Origin of the sequence: Mycobacterium sp. SMC-2 (genome assembly GCF_025263485.1) — a bacterium.
Classification (GTDB): domain Bacteria; phylum Actinomycetota; class Actinomycetes; order Mycobacteriales; family Mycobacteriaceae; genus Mycobacterium.
Genome location: NZ_CP079863.1, coordinates 5,582,500 through 5,600,335, shown reverse-complemented (window position 1 = coordinate 5,600,335; position 17,836 = coordinate 5,582,500). Strand labels below are relative to the sequence as shown.

Sequence of the window (17,836 nt, the reverse complement as noted above, 5' to 3'; positions counted from 1 at the left end):
CGACCTCACACCGGGAAAGCGACTGCGCAGCAGGGTAAGTGATACGGAGATCATCGTCGTGCGACCTCCCGCGACGCCGGTTGAGTTGTCATGTGGCGGTGAGCCGATGAGGGGGAACTTGACGACGGGCGCTGCAGCCGCGTCAACCACCGAGAACGACACCGTGCTCGGTAAGCGCTATGTCGACACCGACACCGGGCTAGAAGTGTTGTGCACCAAGGCGGGAGCGGGTGTGCTCAGTGCAGATGGACGGCAGCTCACGATCACGGCACCCAGTGCGTTACCGGCGTCGGACTGAGGGACACGGTCGGTGAATGTTCTGACGCTGCTGGAAATGGCGGCCACAGGGACGCCCGGCCGGGTAGGCGTCGGGCGCCTGCGGGCGAACGCGCCGGCACCAGCGGGACTGACTTATCCCGCCCTCCTCGACCGGGCTCATTCCGGAGCCCGCCTCCTGGCGGAGCGCGACGCCGAGGAACTCGTCTATGTGGGCGTCAACGCCGACGACTTCGCGGTGGCGCTGTTCGCCGCCGCATGGGCAGGCATCCCGCTGGTTCCGCTGAACTACCGCCTTAGCCGTGACGCGCTGGGAAGGCTGCTCGCGCGCCATCCGAACGCGCTGGTCATCTCCGATCTGCAGCCGCCAACGACAGGCCACGCCGTTACCGTGGCGCAGTGGCGGGCGGCGTGTGCCGAGCCGGCCGGCGATCCGTCGCGGTGGTCCGACGATCCCGAAGCGGTCGCGGTCTTGGTGTACACCAGCGGGACCACGTCCGAACCGAAAGCGGCTGTGCTGCGCCACCGCCACCTGACGTCCTACCTGCTCGGCAGCGTCGACTTTGGTGCGGCCGGTGAACAAGAAGCCGTCGTCGTGAGCGTCCCGCCCTACCACATCGCGGGCGTCTCCAATCTGCTCAGCAACATCTGTGCAGGCCGCAGAGTGGTTTATCTCGAGACCTTTAGCGCGCCAGGATGGCTCGACTGCGTGCGCGCCGAAGCTATCACCCACGCCCTCCTCGTTCCCACCATGCTCGCCAAGGTCACCGAACACCTTGATCGGGCGACCAGCGCGGACGTACCCACCTTGAAGTCTCTGGCCTACGGCGGGGCCAAGATGCCCATTCCCGTGCTGGAGCGCGCGATTCGGCTGTTCCCCGGCGTCGACTTCGTCAACGCCTACGGTTTGACGGAGACCAGCTCCACCATTGCGGTGCTCGGCCCCGACGACCACCGCGCCGCGCTGCAGGGCGATTCGGTCGCGCGCGCCAGACTCGGCTCGGCCGGTCGACTCCTCCCCGGCATTCAGGTCGAGATCCGCGGACCGGGTGGGCCGCTGCCTACCGGTGCTGCCGGCGACATTCATGTCCGCGGCGAGCAGGTGTCCGGCGAATACCGCGGCGCGGGAAGTCTGCTCGACGAGAACGGATGGTTTGCTACCCGCGATCGCGGGTGGGTCGACGAGGACGGCTACCTGTTCGTGGAAGGGCGTACCGACGACACCATCATCCGCGGCGGCGAGAACATCGCACCTGCCGAGATCGAGGATGTCCTTCTAGAACACTCCGCGGTCGTCGAGGCCGCGGTGGTGGGAGTGCCCGAGGAGCATTGGGGCCACGAGATCGCCGCGGCTGTGGTACTGCGACCCGGCCGCATCGTCCACGCCGAAGAGCTACGCCAATGGGTGCGAACTCGGCTGCGTGGCTCAAAGACGCCGACGCTGATCGCCATCCGCGACGCGCTACCGCAAACCTCCACCGGAAAAGTTCTACGCCGCGAACTCCTCGCCGACCTGCTCGCCACGGGGCAGGCGGCCGACATATGACCAGTCATCTGCCGCACCAACCTTCAACGGAAGCGAAAACAATGCCTGACGCCTTCATTCTTTCCGCCGCCAGAACGCCAATCGGCAAGGCTCGCAAGGGATCTCTGGCCTCAGTCGATGCGTACCAGCTCGCCGAGATCGCCGTCGGAGCGGCAGTCGAACGGTCACAGATCCCCGTGGCTGACCTTGATGACCTGTTTCTTGCGGAGTCCCTGCAGGGCGGCGGGGTGATCGGCCGCAACATCGCCGTGCGCCTTGGGATGACCAACCTGCCTGGGGTGGCGATCAACCGGCACTGCGCCTCCGGCGCCACCGCCGTGCAGTTGGCGGCCGCCACCATCATGGCCGGCATGGCAGACGTGATTGTCGCCGGCGGAACGGAAAGCGCAAGCACCATGCCACGGTTGACCAAGGTGGCACCTGGTGCACAGGAACCAACCCCATGGTCGCCGCAGAGCCATCCGGATGCTCCCGGCATCCCCGCCTTCGATATGTCCGTCACCATCGGCGAGAACACGGCCCGGCTGCACCATGTCACCCGCGAGCAAGCCGACGCCTGGTCCGCCCGCTCACAGCAGCGAGCGCTCAACGCGATTGCCAAGGGGTACTTCGACGACGAGATCGTCGCCGTCCCCGTCAGCCAAGGCCGAATCATGTTTGGCACCGACGAGCATCCGCGGGACACCACCACCGAAACGCTCGCCGGGCTGAAGGTCCTGCACCCGGAAATACCCGATGCCGTTGTCACCGCTGGAAACTCCGCAGGCATCAACGATGCCGCCGCCGCGCTGGTCATCGGCAGCTCAGACTGCGCAACCAGTCGAGGCCTGACACCGCTGGCACGGATCCGGGGTTGGGCATCTGTCGGCGTAGAGATCGAGCACACAGGAATGGCACCCGTGAGCGCAATCCCGCTGGCGCTCAAGCGCAGTGGTCTCACGCTGGACGACGTGGACCTCTTCGAGATCAACGAAGCATTCGCCACGATGGCCGTAGCGTGCACGCGCGACCTCGGCCTGGACGAGTCAATCGTGAACGTGAACGGCAGCGGTATCAGTCTCGGTCACCCCATCGCGGCGACCGGCGCCCGGATGGTGGTATCGATCGTGCATGAACTCGCGCGCCACGATTCGCGCATCGGCGTGGTGGCGATGTGTGCTGGGGGAGGGATGGGGTCGGCGTTGGTCGTCGAACGGATCTAGCTCGAGGCGAACGCTCAGGGCTGGACGGTGAGCTTGGTGTATCGCCCGCCCAGCAACCATTCAGACACGTAGAGGTTTCCGTCGGCGTCCGTTGCGACAGAGTGCGGGGAATTGAAGCGATCGCTGCGGGGCAGCTGGGGAATTTCCGTACGCCCGTCGCCGGTAAGCGCATTGGGCCATCCCGGCCGGGTCGGCCACCCCGGGGCCGCGGTGGGGTCGTCGCCGATGTACCCGAGCAGATTGTCGTCGGGACCGAGTACGGCGACTCGGCCGTAGAGCTCGGCCACGACCAGCAGGTCGCCCCACTGGGCAAAATCGCTGGGGCTGTTGAGGAACTGCTCGCCGAAGGTCCGCAGGTAGCGGCCTTCGAGATCGTAGACGAGCACGCGGGTGTTGACTCGGTCGGCGATGTAGAGCTCCGGGGCCGTTTTGCGGCGATCGATGAAAATTGCGTGTGGGCACGCGAGTCGTTGGTCGACTTCCTCGCCGGTCAGTGTCGACCGATGGTTTCCGTGCTTGTCGAAGCGGTGCACGACGCCTGACCCGTATCCGTCCGCCACCCAGATGTCGCCCGCTCCACCGAACCGCTCCTCGTCCACGGCGCAGCCACACGGACAATACGGTCCCATCGGACCGGCCGGGATGCCCGGATCATGTTGGGGAACAGGCAACTCGGACCGGATCTGTCCGTCCAGGGTCATCTTCACCACTCGGGGTGCTCGGGTCTGGCACTGGACTCCTTTGCCGAACATGGCAGCCCAGTTGGGGTCGCCGTCGTCGGCGCCGCAGCTGAACACGAATCCCGGATCGCTGACCCAGAGGAACTCGTCGTCCCCCTCGCGGACGAGGGTGATGCCGTGGCCTTCGGTGAGGCCTGTCTCGGCCACGCGGAGGAGACCCCCGTCGGTGTCGAACGCGACGAGTTGTCCGGCGTGGAAACCGATGATCTCCCTACCGTCGGTGGCGACGATGGCGTTGTGCACCCAACAGGACGTCGCGCCTGGGACGGCGGGCAGATCTGCCCAGTCGCCCACCACTGCGTAGGAGGGTATGTTGTTGGGCCTGTAGGCATCTGGTGACACGACGCGCGCCATTCTGTCGCTCTACTCGCCGGTGACAGCGGTACGACGCAGCTCACCGCGACCGGGCGATGCCGACGAAACCCTCTCGGGTTCTGCGTCGTTGGTTTTGGACCACACCTCTCCCGCCTCGTCCTCGAACTGGATGCACACACGGAGGGAAGCGTTGGGTTCCAACAAGTACAGGGCCGAAGCGTGTTGGTTTGGCCGTAGCCAGCGCGGGAAGTCAAGCGCACTGTGGGCAGCGAGAAGGTCCATCCGGCTGATCAGGAACACCGGGCGCCGAGTTGGTAACACCCCAGCCGGGTCGATCAGTGGATGATGCTCGTCGGGCCACGGACCACTCCTCAGCTTGGCGAAGACGTCGGCGATCGCCTGGGTGGAGCGTCTGACACCGTTGGATAGATCGTTGCCCTCGGAGTCGACGGCCTTCACCGAGACCTGTAGGTCGACGGCTAAAGAGGTGCCGTGATTCACCACCGTCACGGCCCAGGTCTGCGGTCCTAGCAATGCCACCGGAGTACGGTAGATCGCCACCTGCCGAGCCGACGCGGCCCTTTCGAAGCACTCTGTCAGCGCACTGAGATTGGTGTCGGTCAGATCGGCGGTAATCGCGCTTTGCAACCGGCTCTCGAAGTGAGCATCTCCGCGACCAATGTAGCGCGGAGAGACCCCTTCCCTCGTCAGTCGCTGCGTCACGTCGTCAAGCCAAGCCTGGTCGTCCGAACTGGGGCCGTGCGAAGGTGACTCGGCGACGAGCCAGGCTAGCACCAACTTGCCGGCCCGCTTTGCGCGCTCTACGTCGCCCATCACTTCAGCTACATCGGGGCGCATTGGGTCGAAGATGGCGATGAAGACGTCGTAGCGGCCGACAATCCCAGCGGGCTCTGCCGAACGATCGAGACGCTCAGCGTCAGCGGTGCGGTGTTGCAGGCCTGAGGGCATGAGAACAATCTGGTGGCGCTGCGCGCTCGCGCTGTTCCACCTATTCAGAGCATGACCTATGGCGGTGCGAAATCGATCCGTGTCGTCGGGCGAGGCGATCGCCACCTCCGCAACATGAGCAGGGAACACCGTCTCGTCTCCTCATTGATACATCGGCATCCATGCGGCCAACAGTGGATGATAGCAGGTGCTCTTTTACTCTACCGAGCCTTGCTTTGTACGCGAATTACATTCTACTATCACGAACATATCCTTGTAGCGGGGCGCTGACGTCCGGTTTGCGAGATGGCTCGCAGGCGTCCGCCAATGAACAGGAGAGACATTGTCGGCCGACGGAAGTGTGTTCGAGTTCGAGCCGTTCAAGCCTGGTCCCCCTGAGCAGTTGCCAGCGGTTTACGAGGTCCTGCGAGAGCGGTTTCCGGTTTATCGGACCAGTTCCAACATCTGGGTGATATCGCGATTTGATGACGTGAAGGCCGTGCAGTCGAGTCCCGGTGTGTTCTCGTCGCGTCCCAACCCCTACGAGGGAGATTCGGCGCCGGCGGACGCTGAGATGAAACCCGAGGTCATCGAGCGACTCATGGCCCTGACCGCAGGGATCCCCGTCGATATGAACGAGATGGCCTCCGCCAAGACCATCGCTGCCGCGGACCCGCCCCAACACACCCGGATGCGGAGAATCGTGAGCAGAGGTTTCACGCCCCCGCGGATCAAGGAGATGGCCACAGCGATCACCGAGATCGTCGACCGCTGCCTGAGCGGTATCGGCGACCTGCCCCGCTTCGATCTTGTCGAGCGGCTGGCCGTTCCACTGCCAGTGGAGATGATCTGTCACATCCTCGGTATCGACCGAAGCGAGTACGGCCGCGCCAAACGCTGGTCCGATGCATTCGCCGCGGCTGCCGGCAACAATTTCAACAGTCCCGCCGAACGCAACGAGTTGATGTTGAGGACGATCAAGGAGTTCAGCACGTACTTCGTGCCGTTGATCGAGGCGCGGCGCGTCGAGCCGAGAAATGACCTGGTCAGTGCGATGGTCGCGGCGATCGACAACGAATCGCTCAGCAATGTCGAAACATTGATGGTGGCGATCACCATTATGGTCGCCGGCAATGAGACGACGACGAACCTCATTGGCAACACCGTGGTCGAACTACTGTCCAACCCCGACCAGCTCAAACTGTTGCTCGACGATCCGTCATTGTTGCCCAATGCGGTCGACGAGGCGAATCGGCTGACGGCGCCGATCCAGTTCGCGTTTCGTGAGGCGACCGAAGATACCGAGGTTGGGGGTACGACGATCCCGAAGGGCGCGATCGTCGCGCTGCATATGGCCGCCGCCAATCGCGATCCCCGGCGCTTCGACGACCCCGACCGTTTTTTGATCACCCGTCCGGCCGCCAAGAATCTCTCGTTCGGCCACGGCATTCACTTCTGTCTGGGTGCTCACCTGGCCGGCCAGGAAGTGCGGGCGGCGATCGGCGGGCTACTGCCCCACCTCGACCGCCTCGAATTGACCGATGCTCCACTGCAACGTAATCCGACGGCACTGCTCAACGGGTGGCAACGGGTCGAACTAGCGTGGGTGCCGTAGTGCGCGGGGGAAATCGCAGTTGAACGCGCACGCATGACCGTGTTGACGGCTCGATGCTGCTGGACCCGGCGGTCCTCCAGGAGCCCTACGACTTCTACGCGACGCTACGGGAGCCGACACGAGGGTTCCCTAACGCCATCTCGCTTTCGAGCACGGCATCCACTTCTGCATCGGGGCCGTCCTTGCGCGCATCGAAGCCCGCGCGGTGCTCAACGCAATCCTCGAGCAGACCCGCGACTTCTCGCTCGACTCGGAGCGCGCCCCGCGGTGGGTGGACAGTCTGTTGGTCCGCCGGCACGCGCAGCTCCACGCCTGCGCCGCTCCCCGGTGAGAATCATGGCGGGGGACGCGCTTCGCGTGGCCGTGGACACGGCAGGCATCGGCATCGCGGCGGTAGAAGTTATCGCCCCCATCAACGGAATGGAAACGTTATGACCGCTCGGTCCTTCGATAGCACTGACACAGGTGTTCAAGCAGCAAGCGAGGTCAATCACACGCGACTGCACGCCGACGGGCTGGACCTCAGATATCGGCTCGATGTCGTTGCCCCGAGCGTGCTTGAGGTGGTGACCCACGCCGGCGGGTGGTTGTTCGACCGGGTGATGGCCGGGTGGGACGTTACTGTTTTTACCCCCGACCGCGCCGATGTGCGGCCGCTGCAGATCCTTGGAACCCAGACCCTTAGCTTCGACCGCGCCTTCGTATCGAGGGACGATCGTCCGCGTCCGCAAGCTCTAGGGGTCGCGACTGATCTATTCGGCAGCGACTTGCGAGTGCGCAGGCGCGTACTAAAGGCTCTTGGTCGCGAGCTGATTGAGGTGACGCTGTGGGGTGAGGCACGGTCGGCGGAGCTCGACGGAACTACCGATTCGGTGCAGCATCAGCTGAGCGCGGCGGCGCGAGTCTTCAAGGCGCAGGCGCTCGCGGCCGCGGCCGCCCCGAACGCGTCGGTCGGGATTACCGAGACGTTCCGCAGCAGGTTGAGTGGCTGCGCTTTGGTCGCCGACCTCGTCCCCGCCAGCTATCACGTTAGTTAACCTGTCGTCGTGGATATCAACGCAGCTAGCGCAATAGTCACCGGGGGCGCGTCGGGCATCGGCGCGGCATCTGCACGGCTGTTAGCCGCGAGGGGGGCGAAGGTTGTCGTTGCCGACCTGCAGGCGGACCGCGGGGCAGAGCTTGCCGAAAGTATCGGTGGCACCTTCGTCAGGGTCGATGTCACTGATACTGCGCAGATCGAGGCGGCCGTGAATGCGGCAGGCGACCTCGGGCCGCTGCGCGTCCTGGTCAACTCCGCCGGCATCGGCTGGGCACAGCGCACGATCGGCAAGGACGGTCAGTTCGACTCGGCGCACAACCTCGACGCCTACAAGAAGGTCATCGCAATCAACCTGATCGGCACCTTCGACTGCATCCGGTTGGCCGCAACCGCGATGGGCCGCACCGAGCCGCTGGCCAGCGGTGAGCGCGGCGCGATCGTGTCCATGGCCAGCGTCGCCGCCTTCGACGGACAGATCGGACAAGCCGCGTATTCGTCGTCTAAGGGCGGCATCGTGGGCATGACGCTGCCGGTTGCGCGCGACCTCTCCGCGGTCGGGATCCGGGTCAACACCATCGCGCCGGGCCTGATCGACACCCCGATCTACGGGGAGGGGGAGGGGTCAGAAGCCTTCAAGGCGAAGCTGGGCGAGTCCGTGCTGTTCCCGCACCGCCTGGGCGACCCCGAAGAGTTGGCCTCGATGGTTGTCGAGCTGGTGACCAACTCCTACATGAATGCTGAGGTGGTCCGGGTGGACGGCGGGATCAGGATGCCCCCGAAATAGACGTTCGAGGACGACGCGACGGTCAGTGCAGTCGGCCTTCGACGAATACGCTTACAGCACGAGGTGCAGGACGCCTCGCCGTAGGATCTCAGCCCTTCAACAGCGGTTCTGCCAGCTCGGTGATCGCCGATCGGCCCCGAAGCGTCGCGAACCCCCGCGTCACCCAGTATTTCCGTTCCAGGGTGTTGGCACCGCCAAGTGCGCTGCCCGACGCCAAGATTCTCGAGCCCCACTTCTTGGCGTGATCGGCCAAGCGCGCGGCCTCGTTGACGGCGTCTCCAACCACTGTGTATTCGTAGCGGTTCTCCGCGCCGATATTGCCCGCGAACACCGCACCGGCGGCCACCCCGATACCGAAGTCCACGAGTGGCAGTTTCCTCAGTTCGGTCCCGAGCACACGCGCCGTCGCGAGCGCCGCCGACGTCGGCTCGTCGATACCGATGGGTGCCCCAAATACCGCCAGGACGGCGTCGCCTTCGAACTTATTGATCAGGCCGCGCCGATGATGCACGGCAGCAACCACTATGCGGAAGAAGTCGTTCAGGATCTCCGCGACTTCCTCTGGCGGCCGGGAGGCGGCAATGGCTGTCGACCCCACCAGATCGATGAAGAGTATGGCGACGTCTCTAACTTCACCCGAGAGGGAGCCATCCTGTTCGAGAGCCTGGCGGGCCACGTCGGCACCCACGTGGCGCCCGAAGAGGTCCCGCAGGCGTTCACGCTCCTCAAGTCCTGCCACCATCCGGTTGAACCCCACCTGGAGCCGCCCGATTTCGGAGGGCTCGTACACCTCGACGAGCACCCCGCCCTGGCCGTGTTCGACCTCGCCCATAGCAACCACGACTTCGCGAACGGGATCCGAGATCGACCGGGCCACCAAGATCATCGCCCGCAATCCCAAGGCGAGCGACGCCGCCGCGAGCACCAGAATCGGCGTCTCAATCGGCGCTGACTTCTGCAGGAACCAGCCGTTGGAGCGTGAAAGGACGATCAGCGCGATCCCGGCGGTGGGCGACGCGCTGAAGAGGACCCATGTAATTATCAGGCGTGCAAGTACACCCGGCATTTCGCCGGTCGGTGTTGCAGTCTTCATCGATGCCGCAAGGATGGGCCGCAGGACCCGTTGAGTTATCAGGTAACCCATCGACGCGGTGGTGGCACCGCCGAACAGAATGGCGGTACCAATCACCCACCCGACGGTGGCACCCGCACGGAGGTTGACCAGAACAAATCCCGCCCCGCTGGCGACCCAGATACCGAACTGGACGACGGTTTGGCGGGGAGCTATTCGCATGGCCGCGCGCTGTTGAGCGCGCGTTGGTTCGGCGCCGTCGGCGAACCAACGGAACGACGGAACCATGTTCAAGACACCCGCCAGCGCACCGACGGTCGCTGAGATTGCGGCCAGACCGCACAAGGCGATCAGGTTCCTACTGGTGGAGAGCGCGCCAGGGTCCCCGCCGGTGTTTCGGGTGAGCGACACGACCACCAACGACACTGCGCCGGCCGCCAAGATATGCGCGGAACTCAACGCAGCCGCATAACTGGCTCCAATCCGAATGGCTGCCTTGCGTCTGCTCGTCATTCGTCTTAGTTCTGGAATGGCGGGGTCGATCGGGAGGCGGTGCGTGACGCTCGGATACGGGCAGGGCCAGACATAGGCAACGGTGCGTGTCGTGCCATCTGACGCGGCGGGGCCGCGGCAATCCGGATCACCATGCGCTTCCATAGGTAGAACATTACTTTCGTTTTATGCAGATAATGACTATTCTACTGAGCATCAGATACTCTACTTCTGCATGTGATGCCTTTGCCGTCTCTGTGAGGATCCGTGACGCCGCAACCGGTCACGTCACCGCAATGGCGGCTCAGAGCACACGCTGCGCTATGCCGCGAGTCTGTATCCGCCGCCCTGTCCTGCGGCCGATGAAGCGTCTTGCCAGTTCGACCGCGAAAACACAAACCCCAGGACGGAATAGTGACTGCGCTAACGAGACAGATCCCTCACTTCATTGATGGGCAGCGCACGGCCGGCCGGTCCGCCCGCACCGCCGACGTCTTCAACCCCAGCACCGGGCAGGTGCGGGCGAAAGTGCCGCTGGCCGGCAAGGCCGACGTCGACGCGGCGGTGGCCTCGGCCGTCGAGGCCCAAAAGGATTGGGCGGCGTGGAATCCGCAGCGGCGCGCCCGCGTGCTGATGCGCTTCGTCGAGCTGGTCAACGACCACATGGACGAGCTCGCCGAGCTGCTGTCCCTCGAGCACGGCAAGACGCTGGCCGACTCGCGCGGCGACGTCCAGCGCGGCATCGAGGTCATCGAGTTCTCCATCGGGATTCCGCACCTCCTCAAGGGCGAGTACACCGAGGGCGCCGGCCCGGGCATCGACGTCTACTCGGTGCGGCAGCCCTTGGGCGTGGTCGCCGGGATCACGCCGTTCAACTTCCCGGCCATGATCCCGCTGTGGAAGGCCGGGCCGGCCCTGGCGTGCGGGAACGCGTTCGTCCTCAAGCCGAGCGAGCGTGACCCGTCGGTTCCGGTGCGCCTGGCCGAGCTGTTCCTCGAGGCCGGGTTGCCGCCGGGCGTCTTCCAGGTGGTGCACGGCGACAAGGAAGCGGTCGACGCGATCCTGGAGCATCCCGACATCCAGGCGGTGGGCTTTGTCGGCAGCTCCGACATCGCCCAGTACATCTACGCGACGGCGGCGGCCAACGGCAAGCGGTCGCAGTGCTTCGGCGGCGCCAAGAACCACATGATCGTGATGCCCGACGCGGACCTCGACCAGGCGGTCGACGCGCTGATCGGCGCCGGGTACGGCAGCGCCGGTGAACGGTGCATGGCGATCAGCGTTGCGGTGCCGGTCGGCGAGCGGACCGCGGAGCGGTTGCGCGCCAGGCTGATCGAGCGGATCAATAATCTGCGCGTGGGGCACAGCCTGGACCCCAAGGCCGACTACGGCCCGTTGGTCACCGAGGCCGCGGTGGCCCGGGTGCGCGATTACATCGACCAGGGTGTGGCCGCCGGTGCCGAGATCGTGATCGACGGCCGGGAACGCGGCAGCGACGACCTGACATTCGACGACGCCAGCCTCGAGGGCGGATTCTTCATCGGCCCCACCCTGTTCGACCACGTCACCGCCGACATGTCGATCTACACCGACGAGATCTTCGGGCCGGTGCTGTGCATCGTGCGCGCCCACGATTACGAAGAGGCGCTGCGGTTGCCGTCGGAGCACGAGTACGGCAACGGCGTGGCGATGTTCACCCGCGACGGCGACGCCGCCCGCGACTTCGTCTCCCGGGTGCAGGTCGGCATGGTCGGCGTCAACGTGCCGATCCCGGTTCCGGTGGCCTACCACACGTTCGGCGGTTGGAAGCGCTCCGGGTTCGGGGACCTCAACCAGCACGGCCCCTCGTCGATCCAGTTCTACACCAAGGTCAAGACCGTCACGTCGCGGTGGCCGTCCGGCATCAAGGACGGCGCCGAATTCGTCATCCCCACAATGAAATAGGCGAGCCCTTGACGGGCAACCACTTCCATACCGCCTCAGTAGCTTTCACACTCCAACACAGGAGCAGCAGTGAGCGAACCAGTCATCATCGAGACCGCGATCAACGGCGCGACCCCGAAAACTGTGAATCAGAACGTGCCCGTGACCGGAGACGAGATCGTTGTCGATGCGCTGGCTTGCTTCGAGGCCGGGCGGCCCTCGCGAATCGGTCACTTTTGATGGCGCAAACGAACGTTCGCTGCAGGGAAATGCCCCCTCAGACATGGGTCACTATTTCGCCGTCAGGACGCTCAGCTGCGTCGACGAACCTGGGCCGGGGCGTGTCCACATGCAGCACTTGGTGTCCGCTTGCGATGCCGGCATGACGTCCTTTGTGGCTGGCGCCAGTCAACAAAGCGTTGAGCATCACCCCGAGATCCAGGCCGTCGTATACGCCCAGTGGTTTGGCCGGTGATGAACGCCAACATTCCGGGATGCGGTCACCCCGGCTGCGGAAGCGACGGCGTCGAGCAAAACGCCCTCAAAGCCGCAGCGGCGGTGCTCGTGGATGACGAACTAACGCGGGTGTGTGAGCAAGAAAGCTCGGGAGTCAAGCCAGATTTCCGACCGCGCCTCCTTAACCCCGCTGCTGAAAGACCTGGAGACGCGTGGCGTCACTGACGCTTTCGGCGACGACAGGGTCTGGCCACACATGAGACGGCTGCTGGGGTTTCAGGGACACTGCAGCATGATCCCCGCCGCAGCGGGCATGGAGCCGGGCGTCTTCTTGTCCGTATCCCACGGTCACTCGCGGACGACCTACTTGGAATATGACGTCGTCGGATTTCTTCAGCAGTGGCTCGACTCGAGGTACTCAGCGAACGCCGCAAGTCATTGGCCACCGAGACGCGAATTCGCGTCGTAGTAATTGCGCCGAGTATGGACGGTCCCGCAGCTGCCATGCTTCGGACTCTGGCGGAGACCCCCGGCGTCGCAATCCGTACCCCGCTGCGGCTTCCCCCGGAGATTGATGCACTCGTCGTCGACACCCGTGAGGAAGTCCTCCACTTCGACCCCAGCATTGGGTGGGCGCGCCACGCCGCTGCGTCACTGGACCTCTAAAGCCCACGCAGCGCTTATCTCATGGGGCCAAGATGGGGCCAGCGAGCCAGACCGATTGATCCAACACGTCCGAATACCGGTCGCGTGTCCGGTCTGACCAGCTGAAACACATTGGTGTAGGCCGCACCACCGCCTGAAAAGCGGAAGGTCGGCGGTTCGATCCCGCCCCTGGCCACCATCAGAAATACATACCGCAATAGGGTGCGCGGTCAATGGCGAAGGCCGCCTCCAGGGTGCGAAGCGCACCGGGATGTGATTCGGTGACGCGGTTGGCTCGTATCAGTTCCGACGCTCGATGCGCACCCATGTAGACGGTCCCCAAGTCGGCAAGGCCTATTTCGACGTCGGCGCTCCCGTCATGCGGCGTGCATGTCCCTAAGCCGTCACGCGTCTGGAGCCGAAATCGTCCTCCCGCGACCCCCAGTGGGTCGGTGACCTCCAGAGTGAGATCGGCATCCGCGGAGTACACACGCTTGCCGAGCACTTCGGGCACGTTCATGATTCGCAGCCAGAGGAAATCGTTGACCCCTGTAGTCTGCGCCGCACGCTGGTCAAGGAGTTTGAGCGGAAGCGGATCATCGACCGGGGCGTCGATTTCGATGCTATGAAATACCTCCAAACGCAATAATGCGTGAAGCAACTCGGTGTGCGCTTCGTCTGTGATGGCGCAGAAGTCCTGGACGACGACGCTGCCGAAAGGCGGCCGCAGCGCATGGCGCTTTTCGGCCATCACCCGGAATGTCAGGAAGCCGTCTGGATGGATTACGAAATTCAGCGCCGACCCGTTATCCCGCTGCGTTGGTCGGTCTTCCAGAAAGTCTGCCCACCAAGCGCTGTCGCGGCTCAGCGCGCCACTGGTTGTGGCCGACCATCGCTCATAAATGGCAGGCAAGTGGCGCGCTGCGTCGGAAGGGTTGACCTCGCGCGCCCGACTTGGGCTCGCGACCGGGCCCGGCCTGGGCCGGCGTCTACCTCAACCAGGTCATCGCCGAGCGGAAGGAACGGGTCCTCGACGAGGCCGGCTCCGACCTACTTGAGCATGCTCCCGGCGTCAACGGTGACGGGAAGGCCGGTGATGTAACGGGATTCGTCCGAGGCCAGGAACAACACCGCGTTGCTGATGTCCACCGGCTCGACCCACCCGACCGGCAGCACGTGCATGAACTCGGCAGCGACCTTGAGGTCCTCGGGCCCAGGGTTCTTCAGGTCGGGCCGAAAGAGTTTCATCGTTCCCTCGTTCATGAACAGCGGGGTGTTCACGTTGGTGGGGTGAACGGAGTTGACCCGAATGGAATACTGACCCAGTTCGACGGCGAAGGAGCGCATCAGGCCGACGACTCCGTGCTTGGCGGCGATGTAGTGGCCGGTGTGCGGGTAGGCCTTGAGCCCGCCGACCGAACTCGTCAGGATGATCGATCCGCCTTGTCCCTGCGAAATCAGGTGTGGGACACCGGCTTTGACGGTCTTCCAGACTCCGGAGAGGTTGACGTCGATCATGTCGCGCCAGTCGTCTTCGCTGGTCTTGTCGAGGGTCTGGCCGCCGTTGCCGATGCCGGCGTTGGCGCAGATGATGTCCAACCGCCCCAGTTGCTCGACACCGCTGTCGACCGCGGCCTTGAGGGCGTCGTAGTCACGCACATCGACTTCGGCGGTCACGACGCGGCGGTCGAGGCCCTTGATGAGGTCGGCGGTCTCAGCCAGGTCGTCCGGTGTCGAGGGTGGAATCTCGGTGCTGCTGCTGATCGGTTTGCAGATGTCGACCGCGATGATGTCGGCGCCTTCCTGCGCCAGGCGCACCGCGTGACTGCGCCCCTGCCCGCGAGCAGCACCGGTGATAAACGCGACCTTGCCCTCGACTCGTCCACCCACGACTGCACCTCACTATCCGAAAAGAGGCCGGGGTTGGAACACTGGCCCGGCGCGCCTGGCGTCGCCAATTGTTTGGTCGATCGATCAGGAAGACTGGCACCGATCTATGGCGCTGTCAACACGCGTCCGGAAAAGCGGCCGGTAGACCGGGGTGCGGAGCCGCCGAACCGGCGGGCGTGCTTACCCTCGCCGGCCGTCTCGTGGCGGCGTCGCCGTCGGCGCCTTCAACAGGCTCAGCTGGCGTTGGACGAATGCGCGCAACTCGTCGTGCCCCTGGGTGACGCCGACGGCACTTTCGTTACAGAGGCTGCGCGCGGTCTGCGCGATCAGCATCGAGATCGCAACCGGGGGATACTCCTCGAGGTCGACCCCGTTCGCGCGGAGCACCATGGTGACCGCAGCGGTCTCGATGTCGCGTACGCGTTCGGCGTACGCCTTGAGTTCGGTTCCAATTGCCTTGCGGTGGTTCGCCAAAGCCATGAATTCGGCATTGAGTACCGTCGACGCGGGATCGCTGTTCAGCAGCCACAGCGCCACTAGGGGATCGTCCTCGTTCAGCAGGGCGCGCATGCGCGTCAACGCGACCTCCGCGCCGGCGCGCAGCACCTCCACGAACAGGTCGTCCATCGTCGGAAAGTAGTAATAAACCAGGGGTTGCCGGACGCCCGCCTCGGCGGCGACCCGCCGGGAGGTGGCCGCGGCGTAGCCCTCCTCGCGCATGATGCGGGCGGTGGCCTCGATCAGCTTGCTGCGCGCGCCGGCTTCGCCATTCCTCTTGTTCCGCCGATCCGGCGTGGGGCCCGACGCGTCCGGGCTGCTTGACCGGTCCGCGCGACGCGTGATAGGCATACCGCATCCTAGCAATTTGGTCGATCGATCAGTATGTTTAGAGGTCGACACGGCCTGCGCGGGCTGGAGAGGATTTGGACCGATGACCGATCTCGCCGATGTCGACTACTTCACCGACGCCGGGACCGCGCAGGATCCCTATTCATACTGGGATTACCTGCGCGACCAGGGGCCGGTGTTCCGCGAGCCGCACTACGGGGTCGTGGCGGTCACCGGCTATCAGGAAGTCCAGGCCGCTTTCAAAGATGCCGATTCGTTCTCCGCGGTCAATGCCATCGGGGGGCCGTTCCCGCCGCTCCCCTTTACCCCCGAGGGCGACGACATCAGCGAGCAGATCGAAGCGCATCGCCACGAATTCCCGATCTTCGAGCACATGGTCGTCATGGACCCGCCCGAACACGACAAGGCCCGTTCTCTGCTGGGCCGGCTGCTGACGCCGCGCCGGCTGCAAGAAAACAAGGACTACATCTGGCATTTGGCGGACCGGCAGTTCGACGAATTCATCGCAAACGGTCGTTGCGAGTTCCTCGGTGACTACGGGAAGCCGTTCGCCACCTTGGCGATCGCCGATCTCCTCGGGGTTCCGGAGGAGGATCGCCCCGAGATCCGGCGCAACCTCGGGGCCGGCAACGCGCCCGGCGCCAGGGTGGGCGCCCTCGATCACGAGCCCGTGGGCAGCAACCCGCTGCAGTACCTCGACGACCTGTTCAGCGGCTACATTGCCGAGCGGCGACAGCGACCTCGCGAGGACGTGCTCACCGGTCTGGCCACCGCCACCTACCCCGACGGTTCGATCCCGCCCCTGTTGGAGGTGGTCCGCCCGGCGACGTTCTTGTTCGCCGCCGGCCAAGAGACCGTGACGAAGCTGCTGAGCTCGGCGGTCCAGGTCCTCGGCGACCAACCCGAACTACAGGAGCGCCTGCGCGCCGACCGCGACCTCATCGGCCCGTTCATCGAAGAGGCACTGCGCATGCAGAGCCCCACCAAGGTGGACTTCCGCCTGGCGCGCAAGACCACCACGTTGGGCGGGGTGCATATCCAGGCGGGCACGGTGATCATGCTGTGCCTGGGGGCGGCCAACCGCGATCCGCGAAAGTTCGAGAACCCCAACGAGTTCCGGGTCGACCGAAAAAACGTTCGCGAGCACCTCGCCTTCGGTCGCGGCATTCACACCTGCGCGGGCGCGCCGCTAGCGCGCGTGGAAGGGCAGATCACCGTCAACCGCCTTCTCGACCGGACACGAGACATGGTGATCAGTGAGGCCAAGCACGGCCCGCCCGGCGACCGCCACTACAGTTACGAGCCCACCTTCCTGTTGCGTGGGCTGACCGAGCTGCACATCGAATTCACCCCGGTGGACTGACGACCGTCAGTTTTCGGCCACAAGGCCTTTCACCTGTTGGTAGTAGATGACCTGGCCGCCGCCGGCCCAATTGCCCTCGGGGATCTCGTGAATCAACGCCCACACGTGGAACGCCCGCGCGCCCTGCGGTTCGATTCCCGCCGCCGCGCATACTGCGGCGTGCACGTCGGCGGCGAGCCGTTCTTTCCGGTCTTTGTCCAGCGCTCCGGCGAATACCGTTACGTCGACCCTGAATCGAGGCGCATCCGGCCCCCGGCCACCCACCGAGAGGTCGGCGGGATCCACCGCATGTAGGTACACCCAGGTGTTATCGCGCAGAAAAGGGGTGTCCGGGGCGCGCTCGGCCCGCAGTAGCGCGGTGACCAACTCGTCGGTCAACCGGCACAACGCCTGCCCGTCCACCGAGCCACGCACGAACGTCAGGTCGATCATCGGCATGGCAACTCCTCGCTCATAGCTTCCGCAGGCCTCGCACGACCTTGACGTAGGGTGCGGTCGCGGCCGCGCTCTTGAGCAGACTCGGTTGAATCGCACCGGCATTGCCCACGACGTGGCGCAACCCGTCGTCGTGGAACTCGGCGCGGATCAACGGCTTCGGGCCGAACCGCGAATTGATCGTGTTGTGCATGACCCCCACGCCGAGGCCGGCCATCGCTTGCGCTCCCTTCGGGCCGCCGGCCT

At 64.8% G+C, this 17,836-nt stretch carries 16 protein-coding genes, 1 tRNA gene and 1 pseudogene; 10 read left to right on the top strand and 8 right to left on the bottom strand.

What is annotated here, in order from left to right; all coding sequences use genetic code 11:
- The first annotated feature begins 106 nt into the window (after positions 1-106).
- The 3 genes from KXD96_RS28670 to KXD96_RS26295 are packed head-to-tail and all read left to right on the top strand — an operon-like array spanning position 107 to position 3,024.
- Positions 107-298: a hypothetical protein gene (locus tag KXD96_RS28670; protein WP_313901600.1), complete on the top strand. Its 192-nt coding sequence runs from the start codon at positions 107-109 to the stop codon at positions 296-298.
- 12 nt (positions 299-310) lie between these two features.
- Positions 311-1,822 (top strand): class I adenylate-forming enzyme family protein, encoded by a 1,512-nt coding sequence (locus KXD96_RS26300; RefSeq protein ID WP_225601204.1) that lies wholly within the window; start codon positions 311-313, stop codon positions 1,820-1,822.
- A 41-nt stretch (positions 1,823-1,863) separates the two neighbouring features.
- Positions 1,864-3,024 (top strand): thiolase family protein, encoded by a 1,161-nt coding sequence (locus KXD96_RS26295; RefSeq protein WP_225601235.1) that lies wholly within the window; start codon positions 1,864-1,866, stop codon positions 3,022-3,024.
- Between the two features lie 14 nt (positions 3,025-3,038).
- Here the strand turns inward: KXD96_RS26295 and KXD96_RS26290 are convergent, their stop codons facing one another.
- Positions 3,039-4,061 carry a hypothetical protein gene (locus tag KXD96_RS26290; protein WP_225601203.1) on the bottom strand — a complete coding sequence of 341 codons (1,023 nt, stop codon included), beginning with the start codon at positions 4,059-4,061 and terminating at the stop codon, positions 3,039-3,041.
- A 66-nt stretch (positions 4,062-4,127) separates the two neighbouring features.
- Positions 4,128-5,153, bottom strand: a complete 1,026-nt coding sequence (locus tag KXD96_RS26285) for a hypothetical protein (protein ID WP_225601202.1) — start codon at positions 5,151-5,153, stop codon at positions 4,128-4,130.
- 217 nt (positions 5,154-5,370) lie between these two features.
- Here KXD96_RS26285 and KXD96_RS26280 point away from each other — a divergent pair, with 217 nt between their 5' ends.
- The 3 genes from KXD96_RS26280 to KXD96_RS26270 all read left to right on the top strand — a co-directional run bounded on the left by KXD96_RS26280 (position 5,371) and on the right by KXD96_RS26270 (position 8,465).
- Positions 5,371-6,642 (top strand): cytochrome P450, encoded by a 1,272-nt coding sequence (locus KXD96_RS26280; protein WP_225601201.1) that lies wholly within the window; start codon positions 5,371-5,373, stop codon positions 6,640-6,642.
- Positions 6,643-7,073: 431 nt separating this feature from the next.
- On the top strand, positions 7,074-7,679 hold the full coding sequence (locus KXD96_RS26275; protein WP_225601200.1) for a hypothetical protein: 606 nt from the start codon (positions 7,074-7,076) through the stop codon (positions 7,677-7,679).
- A 9-nt stretch (positions 7,680-7,688) separates the two neighbouring features.
- Positions 7,689-8,465 carry an SDR family oxidoreductase gene (locus tag KXD96_RS26270; protein WP_225601199.1) on the top strand — a complete coding sequence of 259 codons (777 nt, stop codon included), beginning with the start codon at positions 7,689-7,691 and terminating at the stop codon, positions 8,463-8,465.
- Positions 8,466-8,553: 88 nt separating this feature from the next.
- Here the strand turns inward: KXD96_RS26270 and KXD96_RS26265 are convergent, their stop codons facing one another.
- Complete coding sequence (locus tag KXD96_RS26265) at positions 8,554-10,050, bottom strand: adenylate/guanylate cyclase domain-containing protein (protein WP_372459456.1); 1,497 nt, start codon at positions 10,048-10,050, stop codon at positions 8,554-8,556.
- A 393-nt stretch (positions 10,051-10,443) separates the two neighbouring features.
- On the opposite strand from KXD96_RS26265, the gene KXD96_RS26260 reads away from it, so the two are divergent.
- The 3 genes from KXD96_RS26260 to KXD96_RS26250 all read left to right on the top strand — a co-directional run bounded on the left by KXD96_RS26260 (position 10,444) and on the right by KXD96_RS26250 (position 13,252).
- Positions 10,444-11,973 carry a CoA-acylating methylmalonate-semialdehyde dehydrogenase gene (locus tag KXD96_RS26260; RefSeq protein ID WP_225601197.1) on the top strand — a complete coding sequence of 510 codons (1,530 nt, stop codon included), beginning with the start codon at positions 10,444-10,446 and terminating at the stop codon, positions 11,971-11,973.
- A gap of 69 nt (positions 11,974-12,042) precedes the next feature.
- The gene (locus KXD96_RS26255; RefSeq protein WP_225601196.1) at positions 12,043-12,192 is read left to right on the top strand and encodes a 3-keto-5-aminohexanoate cleavage protein; all 150 of its coding nucleotides are present in this window, start codon (positions 12,043-12,045) and stop codon (positions 12,190-12,192) included.
- 995 nt (positions 12,193-13,187) lie between these two features.
- Positions 13,188-13,252: transfer RNA gene (locus KXD96_RS26250), tRNA-Phe, on the top strand.
- Here KXD96_RS26250 and KXD96_RS26245 read toward each other — a convergent pair.
- From KXD96_RS26245 to KXD96_RS26235, 3 genes and pseudogenes are all read right to left on the bottom strand, one after another.
- Positions 13,253-14,005, bottom strand: a pseudogene (locus KXD96_RS26245) (sterol carrier protein domain-containing protein); the annotation flags it as partial.
- A gap of 98 nt (positions 14,006-14,103) precedes the next feature.
- A complete protein-coding gene (locus KXD96_RS26240) occupies positions 14,104-14,943 on the bottom strand; it encodes a mycofactocin-coupled SDR family oxidoreductase (RefSeq protein ID WP_260741807.1) in 840 nt (279 codons plus the stop codon).
- A gap of 180 nt (positions 14,944-15,123) precedes the next feature.
- Entirely contained in the window at positions 15,124-15,687 is a 564-nt protein-coding gene (locus KXD96_RS26235; protein ID WP_260745560.1) for a TetR/AcrR family transcriptional regulator, read from the bottom strand.
- A gap of 187 nt (positions 15,688-15,874) precedes the next feature.
- On the opposite strand from KXD96_RS26235, the gene KXD96_RS26230 reads away from it, so the two are divergent.
- Entirely contained in the window at positions 15,875-17,155 is a 1,281-nt protein-coding gene (locus KXD96_RS26230) for a cytochrome P450 (RefSeq protein WP_260741803.1), read from the top strand.
- Positions 17,156-17,161: 6 nt separating this feature from the next.
- Here KXD96_RS26230 and KXD96_RS26225 read toward each other — a convergent pair whose 3' ends face one another.
- Entirely contained in the window at positions 17,162-17,593 is a 432-nt protein-coding gene (locus KXD96_RS26225; protein ID WP_260741801.1) for a tautomerase family protein, read from the bottom strand.
- 13 nt (positions 17,594-17,606) lie between these two features.
- Positions 17,607-17,807, bottom strand: coding sequence for a hypothetical protein (locus KXD96_RS26220; protein ID WP_260741798.1), 201 nt, complete (start codon positions 17,805-17,807; stop codon positions 17,607-17,609).
- Between the last annotated feature and the right edge of the window lie 29 nt (positions 17,808-17,836).

Coding starts and splice junctions, on each gene's coding strand:
- KXD96_RS28670 (WP_313901600.1), top strand. CDS start 107: ATGAGGGGGAACTTGACGACGGGCGCTGCAGCCGCGTCAACCACCGAG.
- KXD96_RS26295 (WP_225601235.1), top strand. CDS start 1,864: ATGCCTGACGCCTTCATTCTTTCCGCCGCCAGAACGCCAATCGGCAAG.
- KXD96_RS26275 (WP_225601200.1), top strand. CDS start 7,074: ATGACCGCTCGGTCCTTCGATAGCACTGACACAGGTGTTCAAGCAGCA.
- KXD96_RS26265 (WP_372459456.1), bottom strand. CDS start 10,050: ATGACGAGCAGACGCAAGGCAGCCATTCGGATTGGAGCCAGTTATGCG.
- KXD96_RS26230 (WP_260741803.1), top strand. CDS start 15,875: ATGACCGATCTCGCCGATGTCGACTACTTCACCGACGCCGGGACCGCG.
- KXD96_RS26225 (WP_260741801.1), bottom strand. CDS start 17,593: ATGCCGATGATCGACCTGACGTTCGTGCGTGGCTCGGTGGACGGGCAG.
- KXD96_RS26220 (WP_260741798.1), bottom strand. CDS start 17,807: ATGGCCGGCCTCGGCGTGGGGGTCATGCACAACACGATCAATTCGCGG.